This window comes from Streptomyces dryopteridis (assembly GCF_049606955.1).
Classification (GTDB): domain Bacteria; phylum Actinomycetota; class Actinomycetes; order Streptomycetales; family Streptomycetaceae; genus Streptomyces.
In genome coordinates, this window is record NZ_CP187113.1 from 2,199,693 (window position 1) to 2,213,506 (window position 13,814).

12 protein-coding genes and 1 pseudogene are annotated in these 13,814 nt (G+C 73.5%); 5 read left to right on the forward strand and 8 right to left on the reverse strand.

Going from position 1 to position 13,814, the window contains the following annotated elements; genetic code table 11:
* Positions 1 to 102: 102 nt before the first annotated feature.
* Together ACN20G_RS09065 and ACN20G_RS09070 are read right to left on the reverse strand one after the other, a co-directional pair.
* Positions 103 to 729, reverse strand: coding sequence for a sigma-70 family RNA polymerase sigma factor (locus tag ACN20G_RS09065; protein WP_424212232.1), 627 nt, complete (start codon positions 727 to 729; stop codon positions 103 to 105).
* Between the two features lie 501 nt (positions 730 to 1,230).
* Positions 1,231 to 1,842: a response regulator transcription factor gene (locus ACN20G_RS09070; protein ID WP_003948568.1), complete on the reverse strand. Its 612-nt coding sequence runs from the start codon at positions 1,840 to 1,842 to the stop codon at positions 1,231 to 1,233.
* Positions 1,843 to 2,221: 379 nt separating this feature from the next.
* Here ACN20G_RS09070 and ACN20G_RS09075 point away from each other — a divergent pair.
* Positions 2,222 to 2,524 (forward strand): annotated as a pseudogene (locus tag ACN20G_RS09075) (WhiB family transcriptional regulator); the annotation flags it as partial.
* Between the two features lie 511 nt (positions 2,525 to 3,035).
* Here ACN20G_RS09075 and ACN20G_RS09080 read toward each other — a convergent pair.
* Positions 3,036 to 3,932 (reverse strand): LysR family transcriptional regulator, encoded by an 897-nt coding sequence (locus ACN20G_RS09080; protein ID WP_424212233.1) that lies wholly within the window; start codon positions 3,930 to 3,932, stop codon positions 3,036 to 3,038.
* Positions 3,933 to 4,013: 81 nt separating this feature from the next.
* On the opposite strand from ACN20G_RS09080, the gene ACN20G_RS09085 reads away from it, so the two are divergent.
* Together ACN20G_RS09085 and ACN20G_RS09090 are read left to right on the forward strand one after the other, a co-directional pair.
* Positions 4,014 to 4,739 (forward strand): MOSC domain-containing protein, encoded by a 726-nt coding sequence (locus ACN20G_RS09085; protein ID WP_424212234.1) that lies wholly within the window; start codon positions 4,014 to 4,016, stop codon positions 4,737 to 4,739.
* A 75-nt stretch (positions 4,740 to 4,814) separates the two neighbouring features.
* Positions 4,815 to 5,588 (forward strand): SDR family NAD(P)-dependent oxidoreductase, encoded by a 774-nt coding sequence (locus tag ACN20G_RS09090; protein WP_424212235.1) that lies wholly within the window; start codon positions 4,815 to 4,817, stop codon positions 5,586 to 5,588.
* Positions 5,589 to 5,796: 208 nt separating this feature from the next.
* Here ACN20G_RS09090 and groL read toward each other — a convergent pair whose 3' ends face one another.
* Positions 5,797 to 7,428, reverse strand: a complete 1,632-nt coding sequence (gene groL / locus ACN20G_RS09095; RefSeq protein ID WP_424212236.1) for a chaperonin GroEL — start codon at positions 7,426 to 7,428, stop codon at positions 5,797 to 5,799.
* 162 nt (positions 7,429 to 7,590) lie between these two features.
* The gene (gene groES, locus ACN20G_RS09100; protein ID WP_007265952.1) at positions 7,591 to 7,899 is read right to left on the reverse strand and encodes a co-chaperone GroES; all 309 of its coding nucleotides are present in this window, start codon (positions 7,897 to 7,899) and stop codon (positions 7,591 to 7,593) included.
* 527 nt (positions 7,900 to 8,426) lie between these two features.
* On the opposite strand from groES, the gene ACN20G_RS09105 reads away from it, so the two are divergent.
* Entirely contained in the window at positions 8,427 to 9,848 is a 1,422-nt protein-coding gene (locus ACN20G_RS09105; protein ID WP_424212237.1) for an FtsW/RodA/SpoVE family cell cycle protein, read from the forward strand.
* 70 nt (positions 9,849 to 9,918) lie between these two features.
* Here the strand turns inward: ACN20G_RS09105 and ACN20G_RS09110 are convergent, their stop codons facing one another.
* Positions 9,919 to 10,830 (reverse strand): polysaccharide deacetylase family protein, encoded by a 912-nt coding sequence (locus ACN20G_RS09110; protein ID WP_424212238.1) that lies wholly within the window; start codon positions 10,828 to 10,830, stop codon positions 9,919 to 9,921.
* On the reverse strand, positions 10,830 to 11,744 hold the full coding sequence (locus ACN20G_RS09115) for a polysaccharide deacetylase family protein (protein ID WP_424212239.1): 915 nt from the start codon (positions 11,742 to 11,744) through the stop codon (positions 10,830 to 10,832). The genes ACN20G_RS09110 and ACN20G_RS09115 overlap by 1 nt, the downstream gene beginning before the upstream one ends.
* 71 nt (positions 11,745 to 11,815) lie before the next feature.
* On the opposite strand from ACN20G_RS09115, the gene ACN20G_RS09120 reads away from it, so the two are divergent.
* A complete protein-coding gene (locus ACN20G_RS09120; protein WP_424215439.1) occupies positions 11,816 to 13,117 on the forward strand; it encodes a class I SAM-dependent methyltransferase in 1,302 nt (433 codons plus the stop codon).
* Here ACN20G_RS09120 and ACN20G_RS09125 read toward each other — a convergent pair.
* Positions 13,059 to 13,766 (reverse strand): hypothetical protein, encoded by a 708-nt coding sequence (locus ACN20G_RS09125; RefSeq protein ID WP_424212240.1) that lies wholly within the window; start codon positions 13,764 to 13,766, stop codon positions 13,059 to 13,061. The two genes, ACN20G_RS09120 and ACN20G_RS09125, sit on opposite strands and share 59 nt — an antisense overlap.
* Positions 13,767 to 13,814: the final 48 nt, after the last annotated feature.

Genomic DNA, 13,814 nt, shown 5'->3' on the forward strand with positions numbered 1-13,814 from the left:
TTTCGTCTCTTCCCACGAGCCGAAACGCCCCCGAAGCCCCGCAACACCGACCGAACGGGACGAACCGAACCGGGGCCGACGCCGAACCGCCGCCGGCCCGGCCTACTGTTCGGCCAGGGCCCGCAGTCGGCTGAGCGCCCGGTGCTGCGCCACCCGGACCGCGCCGGGGGACATGCCGAGCATCTGCCCGGTCTCCTCCGCCGTCAGCCCGACCGCGACCCGCAGCACGAGCAGTTCGCGCTGGGTCTCGGGCAGGTTCGCCAGCAGCTTCTTCGCCCAGGCCGCGTCGCTGCTCAGCAGGGCCTGCTCCTCGGGGCCCAGCGAGTCGTCGGGCCGCTCGGGCATCTCGTCGGAGGGGACGGCGGTGGAGCCGGGGTGGCGCATCGCGGCCCGTTGCAGGTCGGCGACCTTGTGCGCGGCGATCGCGAAGACGAACGCCTCGAAGGGCCGGCCGGTGTCCCGGTAGCGGGGCAGGGCCATGAGGACGGCGACGCAGACCTCCTGCGCCAGGTCCTCCACGAAGTGCCGGGCGTCGCCGGGCAGCCGCGAGAGCCGGGTGCGGCAGTAGCGCAGGGCGAGCGGGTGCACGTGGGCGAGCAGGTCGTGGGTGGCCTGCTCGTCGCCTTCGACGGCGCGGCGCACGAGGGCGCTGATCGTGCCGGCACCGCCGGTGGGGGCGCCGTCCGGGCCCGTGGCCGAAGCCGGCCCCTGGGCCTCGTCGTCGCGCATCAATCCATGGTGCCTGGGTGGCGGGGGATTCGTGGCACCCCGGTCCGTGTTGTGCATCGAAGCGTTATGAGCGGGTGCGCCGGAAGACATCGTCTGTGCCCCTCCCCTCCCGCTCGGCCGAATGGTCCCCGTGGAACCTCACACCATCAAGGATGCGGCATCGGGGGCGAAGCGACACGTCCCCCGTTCGCGTCCCCCGTTTCGCGCCCCCTCAATCACGGAACGCGCGCCGGATTGCCGCCGGCCGTGCACCCGTGCCCGGGCGTGCGCGTCGCGCGCGCCGGGCGGACGGGGGTTCGGGGGCGGGGCGGGGACGGTCCGTCCCGCGTGCCCCGCCGTACCCCTGGGCCCTCCCCCCTTCCGTGCCGCCGGTGCGGTGGCGCACGGCCGGGGAGGACGGTGGTCCTCCGCCGCGCGTGGGGCGGGGACCGCGGGACCGGGCGCGCGGCCCGGTCGACGGGCTCCGGGGGCGTGCCCCCGGGGTCCCGTGCGGTGCGCGGGTCAGCGCACCAGGCCCCAGCGGAAGCCGAGCGCGACCGCGTGGGCGCGGTCGGAGGCGCCGAGCTTCTTGAAGAGTCGACGGGCGTGGGTCTTGACCGTGTCCTCGGAGAGGAACAGCTCGCGGCCGATCTCGGCGTTGGAGCGGCCGTGGCTCATGCCTTCGAGCACCTGGATCTCGCGCGCGGTGAGGGTGGGCGCGGCGCCCATCTCGGCGGAGCGGAGCCGGCGGGGGGCCAGGCGCCAGGTCGGGTCGGCGAGGGCCTGGGTCACGGTGGCCCGCAGTTCGGCGCGCGAGGCGTCCTTGTGCAGGTAGCCGCGGGCGCCGGCGGCGACCGCGAGGGCCACGCCGTCCAGGTCCTCGGCGACGGTCAGCATGATGATGCGGGCGCCGGGGTCGGCCGAGAGCAGTCGACGGACCGTCTCGACGCCGCCGAGGCCGGGCATCCGGACGTCCATGAGGATCAGGTCGGACCGGTCGGCACCCCAGCGGCGGAGGACTTCCTCGCCGTTGGCCGCCGTGGTCACGCGCTCGACGCCGGGCACGGTGGCCACAGCCCGTCGGAGCGCCTCTCGGGCAAGCGGGGAGTCGTCGCAGACGAGGACGGATGTCATGACCGCCCTCCGGAGCTGCTGATGCGCGTCACCTTGAGCCTCCAGGCTGGTACGTGTCGTCACCTGTGCGGTCGATGCCACCGGACACCTGTCCGATCGCCGGTGCTCTCAACCGCCTTCGCACTCTCAACGACGGTCACTCGAAAGAGTTACGGGGCGGGAGCACACCTTCGGCACTCTACGTGAGGAGGCAATCACGACACGCGCACCGCCGGGTAGCTGTCCCCCATCTGGAGCTATGCCCTATTTGGCGGCTTTCCTTCCGTTTGATGGGTGTCTGACGCTAGGGTCCGAATAAGTCATATTTGCAGCTGGTCACACCACAGCTGTGGAGACTTGGACCGTATCCGCGTCAGTACCGGCACCAAGAGGACTTCCCATGGCAGATTTCTCCCGCCTCCCCGGACCGAACGCCGACCTCTGGGACTGGCAGCTGCTGGCCGCCTGCCGCGGGGTCGACAGCTCCCTCTTCTTCCACCCGGAAGGTGAGCGGGGCGCGGCCCGGAGCGCGCGCGAAGCCTCGGCGAAGGAGGTGTGCATGCGCTGCCCCGTCCGGGCCGAGTGCGCGGCGCACGCGCTGGCCGTCCGCGAGCCCTACGGCGTGTGGGGCGGACTGACGGAGGACGAACGCGAGGAGCTGATGGGCCGGGCCCGGCACCGCCTCATCCCCGCCACGGCCGCGGTCACCGCCGCCACCACCGGAGCCACCACGAGCGCGCTCGGCAACCTCACCGGCACCCTCGGCGCCCCGCAGCCGAAGCCCGCCCCCAAGCCCACCCCGCCGCCCAAGCGCACGCCCCCGCCCACCCCGACCGCCCCCACCCCGAAGCCCGCCCCGCCCGCCGGCGCCCGCACCCCCGCGCGCGCCCACACCCCGGCCGCGCACGGCAGCGCCCTCAACGGCACCGCCGCCGACACCGGCCCGCTGAACCCCAACCAGAACCCGAACCAGAACGCGAGCACCGTGAACGGCACGCCGACCGGCGCCCGACCGCACGGACACGGCGGCGGCACCGGCCGCCCGGTCGGCACCCACACCAACCGGCCCGTGCTCGCCGGCAGCCCCAACCGGCTCGGCCGCCGCGACTGACCCGAGCCCCGCTCCCCCGCCCCGACCCCGCGCGCACCGCGCACGGTCGGGGCGGGGCCCACGCGAGCCCGCCCGGCGCCCGGCCGGCCCCCGGCTCAGCGACTCAGCGGTTCGCGGCCCGTTCCAGTTCGGTCAGGGTCTCCGCCACCGCCGGCACCCGGGCCAGGTCCGGCAGGGTCAGCGCGACCACCTCGCGCTCCACCGCCGGCTCCACCACCACCGTGCGCACCCCCTTGGCCCGCACCGACTCCACCGCCAGCTCGGGCAGCACCGCCACCCCGAGCCCGGCGCCGACCAGCCCGACCACGGCCGGGTAGTCGTCGGTGGCGAAGTCGATCCGAGGGGTGAAGCCGACCCCCTCGCAGACCTCCACCAGGTGCCGGCGGCAGCGCGGGCAGCCCGCGATCCACGCCTGGTCGGCCAGTTCCGCGAGGTCCACGCGTTCCCGTTCGCCCAGCGCGTGCCCCTGTGGCACCAAGCCCACCAGCCGGTCGGTGAGCAGCGGGCGCACCACCAGGTCCTCCCATTCGGCCGGGGTGGAGGAGCCGACGTAGCGGAAGGCGAGGGCCACGTCGCAGTCGCCCTCGCGGAGCATCTCCACCGAGCGCGGCGGCTCGGCCTCCACCAGCGAGACCCGGGTGCCGGGGTGCGCGGCGCGCAGCGCCGCCAGGGCGGTGGGCACGAGGGTGGAGCTGCCGCTGGGGAAGGACACCAGGCGGACCCGGCCGGCGCGCAGCCCGGCGATGGCCGCGACCTCCTCCTCGGCCGCCGTCAGCCCGGCCAGGATCCCGGCCGCGTGCCGCACGAGGGCCTCGCCGGCCTGGGTGAGCCGCATCTCGCGGCCGGTGCGGATCAGCAGCGGGGTGCCGGCCGACTGCTCCAGGGCCTTCATCTGCTGGGAGACGGCGGGCTGGGTGCAGCCCAGTTCGCGGGCGGCGGCGGAGAAGGAGCCGGTGGTGGCGACGGTGCGCAGGATGCGGAGGTGGCGGGCTTCGATCACCCTTCGAGCATAAGCCACCCTTTCATCAAGGGGGCATTAATGCCCATGCGCCTTTGATCCTGCCTTGGATAGCGTGGTGCCATGGAGCCCACTCACACCCCCGCCGGCCCGACCGGCGTCCTCGTCTCGCTCAACGTCGGCCGTCCCGAGGCCCGGGAGTACACCGACGCCTCCGTCGGCGTCACCGCCATCGGCAAGCGCCCCGTGCCCGGCCCGCTGCGGGTGACCGCGCCCGGGCCCAAGGGCGAGGGCGGCAGCGGGGTCGAGGGCGACACCGTCTGCGACCGCCGCTACCACGGCGGCGACCACCAGGCCGTGTACGCGTACGCGCGCGAGGACCTCGACTGGTGGGGCGGGGTGCTGGAGCGCGAGCTCGCGCCGGGCCTGTTCGGGGAGAACCTGACGACGGTCGGCCTCGACGTGAACGGCGCCCTGATCGGCGAGCGCTGGCGGGTCGGCGGGGAGCTGGTGCTGGAGGTGGCCTCGGCCCGCATCCCCTGCCGCACCTTCCAGGGCGCGCTGGACGAGGGCGGATGGGTGAAGCGGTTCACCCAGGAGGGGCGGCCGGGTGCCTACCTGCGGGTGATCACCCCGGGTCCGGTCTCGACGGGGGACGCGATCGAGGTGATCCACCGTCCGGAGCACGAGGTGACCGTGGCCGTGCTGTTCCGCGCGCTGACCACCGAACGGGCCCTGCTGCCGCAGGTGCTGGCGGCCGGGGAGGCGCTGGGGCCCTCGGAGACGGCGAAGGCGCGGGAGTGGATCGCGAAGCGGGACGCGCGCGGCGCCGGGCCGGTCGGGGGCTGAGCGCGCCGCCGCCCGGGGGCACCGGGGGGCCGCCCCGCTCGTGGACGGGCGGGGGTCGGCCGTAGGTTGGGGCCCATGACGACTGCGTTGATCACCGGGTCCACCGCCGGCATCGGGGCCGCGTTCGCGCGCCGGCTGGCCTCCCAGGGCCGGCATCTGGTGTTGGTGGCCCGCGACACCGAGCGCCTGAACCGGCAGGCCACCGAACTGCACGACCGGCACGGGGTCGAGGTGGAGGTGCTGACCGCCGACCTCTCGACGGAGGAGGGCATCGCGGCGGTGGAGCACCGGCTCGCCGACCGCACCCACCCCGTGGACCTGCTGGTCAACAACGCCGGGTTCGGCAACCGGGGCCGCTGGCTGGAGGTGCCGATGGCCGACGAACTGACGATGCTGAAGGTGCACGTGGAGGCCGTGCTGCGGCTGTCGACGGCGGCGGCCGAGTCGATGCGCGAGCGCGGCCGGGGCGGGATCGTGAACGTGGCCTCGGTCGCGGCCTTCCTGCCGCGCGGCACGTACGGGGCGAGCAAGGCGTGGGTGGTGCAGTTCACCCAGGGCGCGGCGAAGGACCTGGCCGGGTCGGGGGTGCGGATGATGGCGCTGTGCCCGGGGTTCGTGCGCACCGAGTTCCACGAGCGGGCCGGGATGGGGACGGACAACATCCCGGGCTGGATGTGGCTGGACGCGGACAAGCTGGTGGCGGAGGCGCTGACGGACCTGGCGCGCGGCCGGACCGTGTCGATCCCCGATCCGCGGTACAAGGCGCTGATGGGCGTGGTGAAGCTGGCGCCGCGCGGGCTGTTGGGCGGGGTGTCCTCGAAGGCGGGCCGCAAGTACGGGCCGCGCTGAGGCCCGTGCCGGGGTGGGGTCCGTGCCCCGTGGGATCCGTGCCGGGGTGAGGCGCGTGCCCGTGTGAGGCCCGTCGTGCCGAATCGTTCCCGCGCGGCCCCCTCGGGCCGGCCCCGGACGTGCGGGAGGCCCCGCCCGGTGTTCACCGGGCGGGGCCTCGCCGTGTGCGCCGGCCCGAGGGCCGGGGTGCCCCTCGCGGGGCGGTGCCTCAGTGGCTGTGGCCGTGGCCGCCGTGGCTGTGGCCGGCGTCGCCCTCGTCCTCGGCCGGCTTCTCGACGACCAGGGTCTCGGTCGTCAGGAGCAGGGAGGCGATGGAGGCGGCGTTCTCCAGGGCGGAGCGGGTGACCTTGACCGGGTCGATGACGCCGGCCTTGACCAGGTCGCCGTACTCGCCGGTGGCGGCGTTGAAGCCCTGGCCCTTGTCGAGCTCGGCGACCTTGGAGGTGATGACGTAGCCCTCCAGGCCGGCGTTCTCGGCGATCCAGCGCAGCGGCTCGACGACGGCGCGGCGGACGACCGCGACACCGGTGGCCTCGTCGCCGGTCTTGCCGAGGTTGTCCTCCAGGACCTTCGCGGCGTGGACGAGCGCGGAGCCGCCACCGGAGACGATGCCCTCCTCGACCGCGGCGCGGGTCGCGGAGATGGCGTCCTCCAGACGGTGCTTCTTCTCCTTCAGCTCCACCTCGGTGGCGGCGCCGACCTTGATGACGCACACGCCGCCGGCGAGCTTCGCGAGGCGCTCCTGGAGCTTCTCGCGGTCCCAGTCGGAGTCGGTGGACTCGATCTCGGCCTTGATCTGGTTGACGCGGCCGAGGACGTCCTCGGAGGAGCCGGCGCCGTCCACGATCGTGGTGTCGTCCTTGGAGACGGTCACGCGGCGGGCGGAGCCCAGCACGTCGAGACCGGCCTGGTCGAGCTTGAGGCCGACCTCCTCGGCGATGACGGTGGCACCGGTGAGGGTGGCCATGTCCTGGAGCATCGCCTTGCGACGGTCGCCGAAGCCGGGGGCCTTGACGGCGACCGCGTTGAAGGTGCCGCGGATCTTGTTGACGACCAGGGTCGACAGGGCCTCGCCCTCGACGTCCTCGGCGATGATCAGCAGCGGCTTGGAGCCACCCGCCTGGATGACCTTCTCCAGCAGCGGCAGCAGGTCCTGGATGGACGTGATCTTGCCCTGGTTGATCAGGATGTAGGGGTCGTCGAGGACGGCCTCCATGCGCTCCTGGTCGGAGACCATGTACGGGGAGAGGTAGCCCTTGTCGAAGGCCATGCCCTCGGTGAACTCCAGCTCCAGGCCGAAGGTGTTGGACTCCTCGACGGTGATGACACCGTCCTTGCCGACCTTGTCCATCGCCTCGGCGATGAGCTCGCCGACCTGCTTGTCCTGCGCGGAGAGCGCGGCGACGGCGGCGATGTCGGCCTTGTCCTCGATCGGGCGGGCGGTCGCGAGGAGGTCCTCGGAGATCGCCTTGACCGCGGCGTCGATGCCCTTCTTCAGGGAGGCCGGGGAGGCGCCGGCGGCGACGTTGCGCAGACCCTCGCGGACGAGCGCCTGGGCCAGGACGGTCGCGGTGGTGGTGCCGTCACCCGCGATGTCGTTGGTCTTGGTCGCCACCTCCTTGACGAGCTGGGCGCCGAGGTTCTCGTACGGGTCGTCGAGCTCGACCTCACGGGCGATGGTGACGCCGTCGTTGGTGATGGTCGGCGCGCCGAACTTCTTGTCGATGACCACGTTGCGGCCCTTGGGGCCGATCGTGACCTTGACCGTGTCGGCCAGCTTGTTGACGCCGCGCTCAAGGGCGCGACGGGCGTCCTCGTCGAACTTCAGGATCTTCGCCATGGAAGCGGTTCAGCCCTCTCGAAAATTCCGGGGTGTAAACACGTCGCGCCCCTCGCCGCCCGGCGTGAGCGGGGAGATGAGGGGCGCGACCGCCGACGGACGACGGCCCGGGGTTCCGGACCGGCCGCGCACGCCGGGGTGATGCCTTGGTGGTGCCGGGTCTTACTTCTCGACGATCGCGAGCACGTCGCGGGCCGAGAGGACGAGGTATTCCTCGCCGCTGTACTTGACCTCGGTGCCGCCGTACTTGCTGTACAGCACGATGTCGCCGACGTTCACGTCGAGCGGCAGACGCTGGCCGTCCTCGAAGCGGCCCGGGCCCACGGCGAGGACGACGCCCTCCTGGGGCTTCTCCTTCGCGGTGTCCGGGATGACCAGGCCGGAGGCCGTGGTCTGCTCGGCGTCGAGCGGCTGGACCACAATGCGGTCCTCAAGCGGCTTGATGGCAACCTTGGAGCTGGCGGTCGTCACGATCCGACCTCCCCCTTCGGAGATCTCGCGGGGTTAACTGTCTGGGGTGCGAACCAGCCGGCCCGTCGTCGCGGGTGCCGGACCTGCCCGTCGCAATTGGCACTCACCAGGGGCGAGTGCCAGGGCCGAGACTATTCCGGTGATTAGCACTCGGTCAAGCGGAGTGCCAATTCAGCACCCTCGCGGGGTGGCCGGCGGGGTCGGGACCACCGCGCGGGACGGGGGCGGGGCGAACGGCCCGGGCTGATCAGTACCCGTCCGCGGGCCGTCCACACGGGGCCGGGGCGCCCGGTGCGGGCGGGCCGGGGCGGTGTGACTCTTCCCATCGGCGTCCGGGCCAGGAACCATGGTCACGGGCGTATCGTCAAAGACGATATGAAGACAAAGCGCCGCACAGCCGGACGGGCGGGCCGCGGGACCGACGCGTTCCCGTTCGCCCCGGCAGCCCCGGTCGGACCCGCGCCGACCCCGGCCCTCGACCTTCCCACCCGTTCCGCCTCCGCATCGTCGACCCCCGGTGGTTCCCGGTGCGCGGACTGAGCGTGGTGGGCGCCTCGGCGCGTGCGCGGCGGCGCACCGAGGCGTGGCTGTTGTTGTTCGTCGTGCTCATCAGCGTCGCGGGCGTGGCCTGCGCGGGTCTGGCGATGAACGACGAGCTGCCGGGGAACATCGGCAGCTTCGCGGTCAGCATGACCCTGCTGGCCCTGGTGGGGCATCTGGCCGTGCGCCGGTTCGCGGCCTACGCCGACCCGCTGATCCTGCCGCTGGCCCTGCTGTTGTCGGGGCTGGGCCTGGTGCTGCTGTTCCGCCTGGACCAGGCGTACATCGAGCGCTACAACTCCGAGGCGAACGCCCCGGGGCAGATGATGTGGACCGTGGTGGGCGTGGCCGCGTGCGTGATCACGCTGATGGTGCTGCGGGACCACCGGCTGCTCCAGCGGTTCATCTACATCACGATGGTCGTGGCCCTGGTGCTGCTGATCGCGCCGGCGTTCTTCGGCGCGGACACCTACGGCGCCAAGCGCTGGATCCAGTTGCCGGGCATCTCGGTGCAGCCGGGCGAGTTCGTGAAGATCATGATCGCGATCTTCTTCGCGGGCTACCTGATGATCCACCGGGACTCGCTGGCGCTGACCGGCCGGAAGTTCCTGGGGATCCGGCTGCCCCCGATGAAGCAGCTGGGGCCGATCGTGACCGTGTGGGTGGTCTCGATGCTGGTGCTGGTCTTCGAACGGGACCTGGGCACCTCGCTGATCTTCTTCGGCGTGTTCGTCGTGATGCTGTACGTGGCCACCGCGCGCACGAGCTGGATCGTGTGCGGTCTGCTGATGGCGGCGGTGGGCGCGTTCGTGGTCGGGTCCAGCGAGCCGCACGTGAAGGGCCGCGTGGACGCGTGGCTGGATCCGATGGCGTACTACACCAAGGGCACCGGCACGGATCAGCTCGCGCAGGCCCTGTTCAGCTTCGGCACCGGCGGGTTGACCGGGACGGGGCTCGGGCAGGGGCAGCCGGAACTGATCAAGTTCGCGGGCCGCTCGGACTTCATCCTGACCACGGTCGGCGAGGAGTTGGGCCTGGCCGGGGTGATGGTGGTCGTGCTGCTGTACGCGCTGCTCGTGCAGCGCGGGCTGCGGATGGCGCTGGGCGCCCGTGACCCCTTCGGCAAGCTGTTGGCGGTGGGGCTCTCGGCGGCGCTGGCCCTGCAGGTGTTCGTGGTCGCGGGCGGGGTGACCGGCTTGATCCCGTTGACCGGCAAGGCGCTGCCGTTCCTCGCGAAGGGCGGTTCGTCCCTGCTGGCGAACTGGATCATGATCGCGTTGCTGTTGCGGATCAGCGACAGCGCGGAGCGCCTGCGGGAGGCGGACGCGACGACCCCGCTGGATCCGCTGGAGCCGGGTCCGATGGGGGCGTTGGACGCATCCCCCACCATGATCACCCCGGGTCGCTGACCGGCCCCGCCCCGGATCGCGAAGGGCCCCGGACGTCGAGCGTGCTCGCGTCCGGGGCCCTTCGCGCGCGTCACATCCAGTCTTCGAGCCGGCCGATCTCGTAGCCCTGCTCCTGGATCCGGCGCAGGAGTTCGCGGGTCATCTCCACCTCGGTCTCGCCCTTGAGCTCGGCGGGGCCGCGGAAGTGGGCGAGGACGATGTCGCCGGGGCGCAGGCCCTTGCCCTCGGCGTACTGGAGGTCGTGGATCTGCATGGAGGCCCGCCACAGCACTGCGGCGCGCAGTCCGCAGCCCTTGGCGGCGCGGAGGGTGTCGGCGTTGTGGTTGCCGTAGGGCGGGCGGAAGAGCGCGGGGCGGGTGCCGAAGGCGGCGGCGAGGCGGTCCTGCTGCCCGCAGATCTCGCGCTTCTGGGCCTCGGCCCCCAGGGTGCGCAGGTTGGGGTGGGTCAGGGTGTGGTTGTTGACGACGCTGCCGTGGCCCTGGTCGCGCAGCGCGCGGAACCAGCCGTAGTCCGAGCCGGCCACGCTGTCCGTGAGGAACATGCTGATCGGCAGTTTCAGGTCGGCCGCCATGCGGAGGAAGGCGGGGTCCTTCTCGGCTCCGTCGTCGAAGGTCAGGAAAACGATTCTGCGCCCGTCGGGCACGGGTATTCGGTCCACGACCGGCACCTGGTCGGGGGCGGCCGGGGCGGGCAGCGGGGGTTTGACGGCGGGCGCGGGCGCGAAGCGCGGCGGGGCGGCCAAGCCCCAGCGGCGGTACGCGTCCGCGTCGGCGGCGGCCGGGCCGGACGGGGAGGGCCGGGCGGCCGGCGGGGCGCTCGGGGAGGCCGAGCCGGGGCCGAGGGCCTGCCGGCCCAGGCGTTCCACCGGCTCGGTGGTGCGGGAGCAGCCGCCGGCGAGGACGGCGACGGCGAGGGCGAGCGCGCCGGCCGCGAGGGCGCGGGGTCGGGAGGGACGCGGGGTCCGGGGCCGGCGCGAGCGCATCAGAGATAGTCCTCCAGGCGGGCCACGGCGTATCCCTTGTCCGTGACGGTCTTCATGAACTGACGGATCATGTCAGGCATGGATCCCTTCCAGTCCTCCCGGCCCCGGAAGTGGGTCAGGACGATGTCGCCGGGGTGCAGGTCGCGGTCCCATTCGCGCCAGTCCATCTTGTCGGGGAAGACCTCGGCGTTCCAGAGCGGGGCGTGCTTGATCCCGCAGGAGGCGGCGGCGCGCAGGGTGTCCTGGTTGTAGTTGCCGTAGGGCGGGCGGAACAGGGTGGGGCGCTTGCCGAAGACGCGCTGGATGGTCTCCTGCTGGCCGCAGATCTCCTCGCGCTGCTTCTCGTAGGAGAGGGCCGGCATGTACCGGTGGTTGAGGGTGTGGTTGTTGATGCCGACGCCGGCCTGCTGCATGCGCTTGAAGTACGGGTAGTCGTCCTTGACGACGTAGTCGCTGAGGAACGCCGTGTAGGGGATCTTCAGCTCCTTCATCATCTCGATGAACTGGGGGTCCTTCTCGGCGCCGTCGTCGATGGTGAGGAAGACGACCTTGTCCTCGGTGGGGACGGTGGTGAAGACGGGGGGCAGGCTCTCGCCGCCCTCGACCTCGAAGCCCTCGCGGGTGGTGATCTCCGCCTTCTGCCTGGGCGCGGCCGGGGCGGTGAGGGGCACCTTGGCCAGGCCCCACTTCTTGGTGGCGGCGACGAGGGCGGCGCGGGCCTGGCGGGCCTGGGCAGCCTTGTCCAGGACGGGCGCGGCGCCGGCCGCGCCCTTGGGTTGCCGCTCGGCGGGGCGGTCCGCGTCGGCGGAGCAGGCGGTGCCGAGGGAGGCGACCAGGAGGGCGCCGAGCGCGAGGGCGGCACGGCGGCGGGCGCGCGCACGGCCCATTTCTTCCTTTTGTCGTACAAGCTGCATGGCTGGATCCTGACAACGCGATCCGGCGCCACGCCGACGCCATGCGCCCCGCCACGCCGACGACCACCCCCATGGCGCACACCCGCCCCGCACCGGGCCGGGCGCGCCGCACCCCCGGAGCCGCCGACAATGGGACGGTGACCCACCCCGACACCGCCGCCGACACCGCGCACGCCCCCGCCGGGAACGACCCCCTCGCCGCGTTCGCCGCCCTGCGCACCGACACCGGCCGCGCCCTGCTGGACTCCCTGCGCGACCACCGACCCGCCGACGACCTCGCCGTCGCGACCCGGCTGCGCCGCGAGCACCCCACCGCCCTGGTCTCCGCCGCCCTGGGCCAGGCCGCCCTGCGCCGGCGCGCCGAGCCCAAGTTCGGCGTGGCGGACGCGCACCGGATGTGGTTCACCCCGGCCGGCGTCGAGATGGCCACCCGCGCCACCGTCGCCCGCCACCGCGCCGAACGCCTCGCCGCCCTCGGCGTCCGCTCCGTGGCCGACCTGTGCTGCGGCATCGGCGGCGACGCGATCGCGCTCGCCCGCGCCGGCGTCCGCGTGCTCGCCGTGGACCGCGACCCGCTCACGGCCGCCGTGGCCCGCGCCAACGCCGAGGACCTCGGCCTCGACGCGCTGATCGAGGTCCGCGAGGCCGACGTCACCGACGTGGACACCGGCGGCTGGGACGCCGTCTTCCTCGACCCCGCCCGGCGCGGCGGCCGGGGCCGCACCTTCGACCCCGAGGCGTACTCCCCGCCGCTGTCCTGGGCCGTGGAGACCGCCCGCGCCGCCCGGCACGCCGCGATCAAGATCGCCCCCGGCATCCCGCACGAGGCCGTGCCCGCCGAGGCCGAGGCCGAGTGGATCTCCGACCGGGGCGAGGTCAAGGAGGCCGTGCTCTGGTTCGGCACCACCCCCGGCGCCGTCCGCGCCACCCTGCTGCCCGCCGGGGACGCCCTCGTCGTCACCGAACCCCCCGCCGCCCCCGAGGTCGGCCCCGTCGGCCGCTGGCTCTACGAACCCGACGGCGCCGTCATCCGCGCCCACCTCGTCGCCGAGGTCGCCCGCGCCGTCGACGGCCGGCTGATCGACCCGACGATCGCGTACGTCACCGGCGACACCCCCGAGCCCGTCGCCACCCCGTGGGCCACCGCCTACGAGATCACCGACACCATGCCGTTCAGCCTGAAGAAGCTGAAGGCCCTGCTGCGCGAACGCGGGGTCGGGATCCTCACCGTCAAGAAGCGCGGCTCCGCGATCGAGCCCGAGGAACTGCGCCGCAAGGTCAAACCCCAGGGCCCGAACTCCGCGACCGTGTTCCTCACGCGGGTGGCGGGGGCCCCGACGGTGCTGATCGGGGCGCCGGCACCGACGCCGTGACCCCGGCCCCGGCGGCCGGGCCGCCCGCGCGGGCGAGCCGGGCCGCCCAGCGGTGGTGCGCCACCGCCTTGCCCAATCCGGTCAGACCCGTCACCCACAGGATCAGCCCCAGGCCGATCCAGAACCCGACCTCCCCATACGTGGCCTGCCCCGGCCGGGCCGTGCCCGCCGCCACGAAGGTCACGCTCAGCCCGATCGCGCACCACAGCGCCGAGGTCGCCAGCCACACCGCGCCGCGCACCGGGTCCCGCAGCGCCGGGTCCACCGCCGGCCCGGTCCCGTCCGGCCCGGTCTCCGCCTCGGCCCACTGCGCCAACAACCGGCGCGCCTGCCGGTCCCGCCGCGCGCCCCACCGCAACCACAACGAGGCCGGCACCAGCACCCCCACGCCGAGCAGTGTGAACACCACCCCGACCACCGTCTCCGAGACCCCGCCCCGCTCGAACGCGGGCCAGGCCAGGGCCAGACACCCCCACCCCAACACGAACACCGCCGCCACCAGCCACAGCAGCAACAGGCGCCCGTAGCCGAGCACCACCCCGCTCAACTCGGCCAGGTACCGGCCGCGGTCCACCCGCACCGCGGACTCGTCGACCCAGGCGCGCAGGTGCGGCGGCGGAGGCGGCGGCGGAAGGTCACTGCGGGGCATGTGCATGACCCTAGGGGATGTGCCGCGCGGGCCGCGCACCACCCGCGC

Bases quoted from the DNA above. Each gene is read 5' to 3' on its own strand.
- ACN20G_RS09065 (WP_424212232.1), bottom strand. From the start codon at position 729: ATGCGCGACGACGAGGCCCAGGGGCCGGCTTCGGCCACGGGCCCGGAC.
- ACN20G_RS09070 (WP_003948568.1), bottom strand. From the start codon at position 1,842: ATGACATCCGTCCTCGTCTGCGACGACTCCCCGCTTGCCCGAGAGGCG.
- ACN20G_RS09085 (WP_424212234.1), top strand. From the start codon at position 4,014: ATGGAGCCCACTCACACCCCCGCCGGCCCGACCGGCGTCCTCGTCTCG.
- ACN20G_RS09090 (WP_424212235.1), top strand. From the start codon at position 4,815: ATGACGACTGCGTTGATCACCGGGTCCACCGCCGGCATCGGGGCCGCG.
- groL (WP_424212236.1), bottom strand. From the start codon at position 7,428: ATGGCGAAGATCCTGAAGTTCGACGAGGACGCCCGTCGCGCCCTTGAG.
- ACN20G_RS09110 (WP_424212238.1), bottom strand. From the start codon at position 10,830: ATGCGCTCGCGCCGGCCCCGGACCCCGCGTCCCTCCCGACCCCGCGCC.
- ACN20G_RS09115 (WP_424212239.1), bottom strand. From the start codon at position 11,744: ATGCAGCTTGTACGACAAAAGGAAGAAATGGGCCGTGCGCGCGCCCGC.
- ACN20G_RS09120 (WP_424215439.1), top strand. From the start codon at position 11,816: ATGGCGCACACCCGCCCCGCACCGGGCCGGGCGCGCCGCACCCCCGGA.
- ACN20G_RS09125 (WP_424212240.1), bottom strand. From the start codon at position 13,766: ATGCCCCGCAGTGACCTTCCGCCGCCGCCTCCGCCGCCGCACCTGCGC.